The following is a 4,391-nucleotide window of genomic DNA, read 5'->3' on the forward strand; positions in this document are numbered from 1 at the left end:
GGCCGGGCTGCTGTTTCACAGCAAGGGGCAGGGCGCAACGCTGGTTACCCAAGTGGGTCGTCTGGCCAAGGCTGGCTGGCAGGGCATGCCGGCGCGCATCATCCCGGTCGAGTTGCACCACACGGCTGCCGTCGGCATCGATGTCTGGCTCTCGGCCTTCGCTTACGGTGCGGCCAACATTAGCGTGCTGGTCACCGATGAAGAAGCGCCGCAGTATCTGGACGCATTGCAGCAACAGCTGGAGTTGGCGCAAACCATATTGTCTGGCCTCGGTTATGCGGGTAGCCACTTGCAGTTGATCCGCAGTAAAGACGCGGCCGAGCTGGATGCGGCCGTCAATGCACTGCAGCCCGCCCAAGGGCCGGCGACCTACGCCACCTTCAATGTGGCAGCCGACAAGCGCACCACGCTGGAACTGGCGATCGATCATCTGAAAACCTGCGCGCCGCTGAAGGTCGATGAAATTGCCTTGCCTGCCGGCGCACTGTACGGTCAGGTGATCGTCAATCAGGATGCCTGCACCCTGTGCATGTCCTGTGTTGGCGCCTGCCCGGAATCGGCGCTGACGGATAACGCCAATTTGCCGCAACTGCGCTTCATAGAAAAAAATTGCGTGCAATGCGGCTTGTGCGAAAAAACCTGCCCGGAAAATGCGATCACGCTGGCGCCGCGCCTGTTGCTCACCGATGCGGCAAAAAATCTGCAGGTATTGCACGAAGCCGAACCGTTTCATTGCGTCAGTTGCCACAAGCCTTTCGGCACTGCCAAGATGATAGAAAACATGCTGAGCAAGCTGTCGCTGCACGGTGCGTTTTCCGGCAATATCGAACGCCTCAAGATGTGTTCGGACTGCCGCGTGGTTGACATGATGGCGAACAAGCAGGAATCATCGATCGCCGATTTGAAATGAGTATCCAGGGAAACGCTTGCTTGCCTTGTTTGCTATTGAATAGAAAGTGCTACAGAACCACATGACAACCGCTCAACCAGTCAAGTTTGAAACGCCGGATCAGGGTGAAGAAACGGCGCGCGCCGATGTCTACGGTTTGCTCGCTACCTTGTTGTACGCGCCGCCGCCGCAAGCCTTGCTCGACACGATTGCGGCAGCACCCGCGCAGGGCGAAACTGTACTCGAGCAGGCGTGGGCAGAACTGGTCGCCAGGTGTCAGACAGCGCAGCAGGAAGCTGTGCGCGAAGAATACGAACAGTTGTTTATGGGCGTCGGCAAGCCGGAAGTGATGTTGTACGGTTCGTATTATCTGTCCGGCTTCCTGATGGAAAAGCCGCTGGCGGAATTGCGCACCGACCTGGCGTGCCTGGGCTTGCAGCGCTCGCAGGACGTGGTTGAAAGCGAAGACCATCTGGCTTCATTGTGCGAAGTGATGCGCTACCTGATCGCTTCCGATGATGTCGTGCATGCGAATCTGGCCGCGCAAGAGAAATTTTTCAATGCTCACATGCGGGCATGGGTGCTCGATTGCTGCAATGCGCTTGAAGCCAGCCCAAACGCAAAATTCTACAAGCCGGTAGCGCAGCTGGCGCGCGTGTTTTTTGAAATTGAAATGCAGGCGTTTGACATGGTGTAAGTCAGGCGGGACGAAAGATTGAAAACACGGTGTTGTATTTATTTTCATGCACTATCTTGTTTGATCCAAAAAGGTGCATTTTTAATTTTAAGGGCGTGCAAGTTGCTGAAAGGTATGCTAACTTAGAGGATAAGTAATATAAGAATTAAAAAGCATATTACGTCCTGACTCACTTACAGGAGACGATCATGACCGAACGAGCAAAAATTCCACGTCGTACTTTCTTCGCAGGCCTAGGCCTCGCTGCAGCAGCTGGCGTCGCCGCCAAGCTGGCCCCCGAATCCGCAACATCCGCTATTACCAACGTCCTGTCCCCGCAAGAGCCGGATGGCGACAGCTACCGCTTGACGGAACACGTCAAAAAATACTACCGCACTACTACAATTTAATACGGGGTGACATCATGCTGTTAACTCGCAAAAGCAACGCTGCACAGCGTTCGCCTGCCCGCTTCACATCCAGCCTTGCCGACAGCCTGTCGCGCGCCTTGCCGACGATGGACCGACGCGGCTTTCTCAAGCGCTCCGGTATCGGCATCGGTGCAGGCATCGCTGCCACGCAACTCGGGCTGATACAAAAAGCCAGGGCTGCCGAAGGTGGCAGCGCCGCGGCTGCCGGCAGCAAAATCGAAGTCAAGCGCACCGTCTGTACCCACTGTTCAGTCGGTTGTGCATCCGATGCAATCGTTGAAAACGGCGTATGGGTGCGTCAGGAGCCGGTATTCGATTCGCCTATCAACCTCGGCGCGCACTGCGCCAAGGGTGCCGCGCTGCGCGAGCATGGCCACGGCGAGTACCGCCTCAAATATCCGATGAAACTGGTCAACGGCAAATACCAGCGCATCAGCTGGGATCAGGCGATGAACGAGATCACGGCTAAGATGCTGGAGATCAAGAAGGCCGATGGTCCTGATTCCGTCTACTTCGTCGGTTCATCCAAACACAACAATGAACAGGCGGCATTGCTGCGCAAGTTCGTTTCCTTCTTCGGCACCAATAATACCGATCACCAGGCGCGTATCTGCCACTCGACTACGGTCGCGGGCGTGGCAAATACCTGGGGTTATGGCGCGATGACGAACAGCTATAACGACATGCAGAATTCAAAAGCTGCGATGTATATAGGTTCGAACGCTGCCGAAGCACATCCTGTATCGATGCTGCACATGCTGCATGCGAAGGAAACCGGCTGCAAGATGGTTGTGGTCGATCCGCGTTTTACGCGCACCGCTGCCAAGGCTGATCAATACGTGCGCATACGCTCGGGTTCGGACATCCCGTTCCTGTGGGGCATGCTGTATCACATCTTCAAGAATGGCTGGGAAGACAAGAAATACATCAATGACCGTGTCTATGGCATGGAAAAGGTCAAAGAAGAAGTCATGAAATGGACGCCGGAAAAGGTGGAAGAAGCCTGCGGCGTACCGGAAGCAGAAGTCTACCGGGTTGCCGAAACGATGGCGAAGAATCGTCCCTCGACCGTGGTCTGGTGCATGGGTCAGACCCAGCACTCGATCGGCAATGCAATGGTGCGCGCATCCTGCATCCTGCAACTCGCTCTCGGCAATGTCGGCAAATCCGGCGGCGGCACCAATATTTTCCGCGGCCACGATAACGTGCAAGGTGCAACCGACGTCGGTCCTAATCCTGATTCGCTGCCAGGCTACTACGGTCTGGCTGCCGGTTCGTGGAAGCACTGGTGTGCGGTATGGGGTGTGGATTACGAATGGGTGAAGAAGCAATACGCGTCGCAGGGCATGATGGAAAAATCAGGCCTGACCGTATCGCGCTGGGTCGATTCCGTACTCGAGAAAAGCGAGAACATCGATCAGGACAACAACGTCAAGGCAGTGCTGTTCTGGGGCCATGCGCCTAACTCGCAGACGCGCGGCCTGGACATGAAAAAAGCCTTCGACAAGCTGGATTTGCTGGTGGTGATCGATCCGTATCCATCGGCCACGGCGGCGATGGCGGCGATGAAGGTGGACGGCCAGGAACTCAATCCGAATCGCGCTGTTTATCTGCTGCCTGCGGCGACACAATTCGAAACCTCGGGTTCTGTGACGGCATCCAACCGTTCGCTGCAATGGCGCGAAAAAGTCATCGAGCCACTGTTCGAATCGCGCACCGATCACATGATCATGTATCAAATGGCGCAAAAGCTGGGCTTCGGCAAGGAACTGGTCGCCAAGCTAAAGCTGGTGCCAGGCAAGGGCGGCATGATGGAGCCTGAACCGGAATCGATGCTGGAAGAAATCAATCGCGGCACGTGGACCATCGGTTATACCGGCCAGTCGCCTATGCGCTTGAAGGCGCACATGCGCAATATGCATCTGTTCGATGTGAAGACATTGCGCTGCAAAGCCGGCAAGGATGCCGCAAGCGGTTACGACATGAGCGGCGATTATTTCGGTTTGCCATGGCCTTGCTACGGTACGCCGGAACTGAAGCACCCGGGTTCGCCTAATCTGTATGACACCTCGAAGAGCTTGATGGATGGCGGCGGTAATTTCCGCGCCAACTTCGGCGTCGAAAAAGACGGCGTCAGCCTGCTGGCCGAAGATGGCTCGCACAGCCTGGGCTCCGACATCACGACCGGTTATCCGGAGTTCGACCACATCCTGCTGAAAAAACTCGGCTGGTGGGACGACCTGACTGAGGTAGAGAAGAAGGCGGCAGAGGGCAAGAACTGGAAGACCGATCTGTCCGGCGGCATCCAGCGTGTGACGATGCAGGTGCACGGCGTGCATCCGTTTGGTAACGCCAAGGCACGCGCAGTAGTCTGGAATTTCCCTGATCCTGTGCC

4 protein-coding genes are annotated in these 4,391 nt (G+C 56.2%); all 4 read left to right on the plus strand.

Annotated features, from left to right (window positions below):
• The coding region (locus Q7T06_RS04905; protein ID WP_304781147.1) for a 4Fe-4S binding protein at positions 1-910 on the plus strand (910 nt) is incomplete at its 5' end.
• A 61-nt stretch (positions 911-971) separates the two neighbouring features.
• On the plus strand, positions 972-1,586 hold the full coding sequence (locus Q7T06_RS04910) for a molecular chaperone (protein ID WP_304781152.1): 615 nt from the start codon (positions 972-974) through the stop codon (positions 1,584-1,586).
• Between the two features lie 188 nt (positions 1,587-1,774).
• A complete protein-coding gene (locus Q7T06_RS04915) occupies positions 1,775-1,975 on the plus strand; it encodes a hypothetical protein (protein ID WP_304781155.1) in 201 nt (66 codons plus the stop codon).
• Between the two features lie 14 nt (positions 1,976-1,989).
• Positions 1,990-4,391, plus strand: a 2,402-nt coding sequence (locus tag Q7T06_RS04920; protein ID WP_304781158.1) for a molybdopterin-dependent oxidoreductase, incomplete at its 3' end; no start/stop codon positions are given.

Source organism: Herminiimonas sp., from assembly GCF_030645555.1.
Taxonomy (GTDB): domain Bacteria; phylum Pseudomonadota; class Gammaproteobacteria; order Burkholderiales; family Burkholderiaceae_D; genus Oxalicibacterium.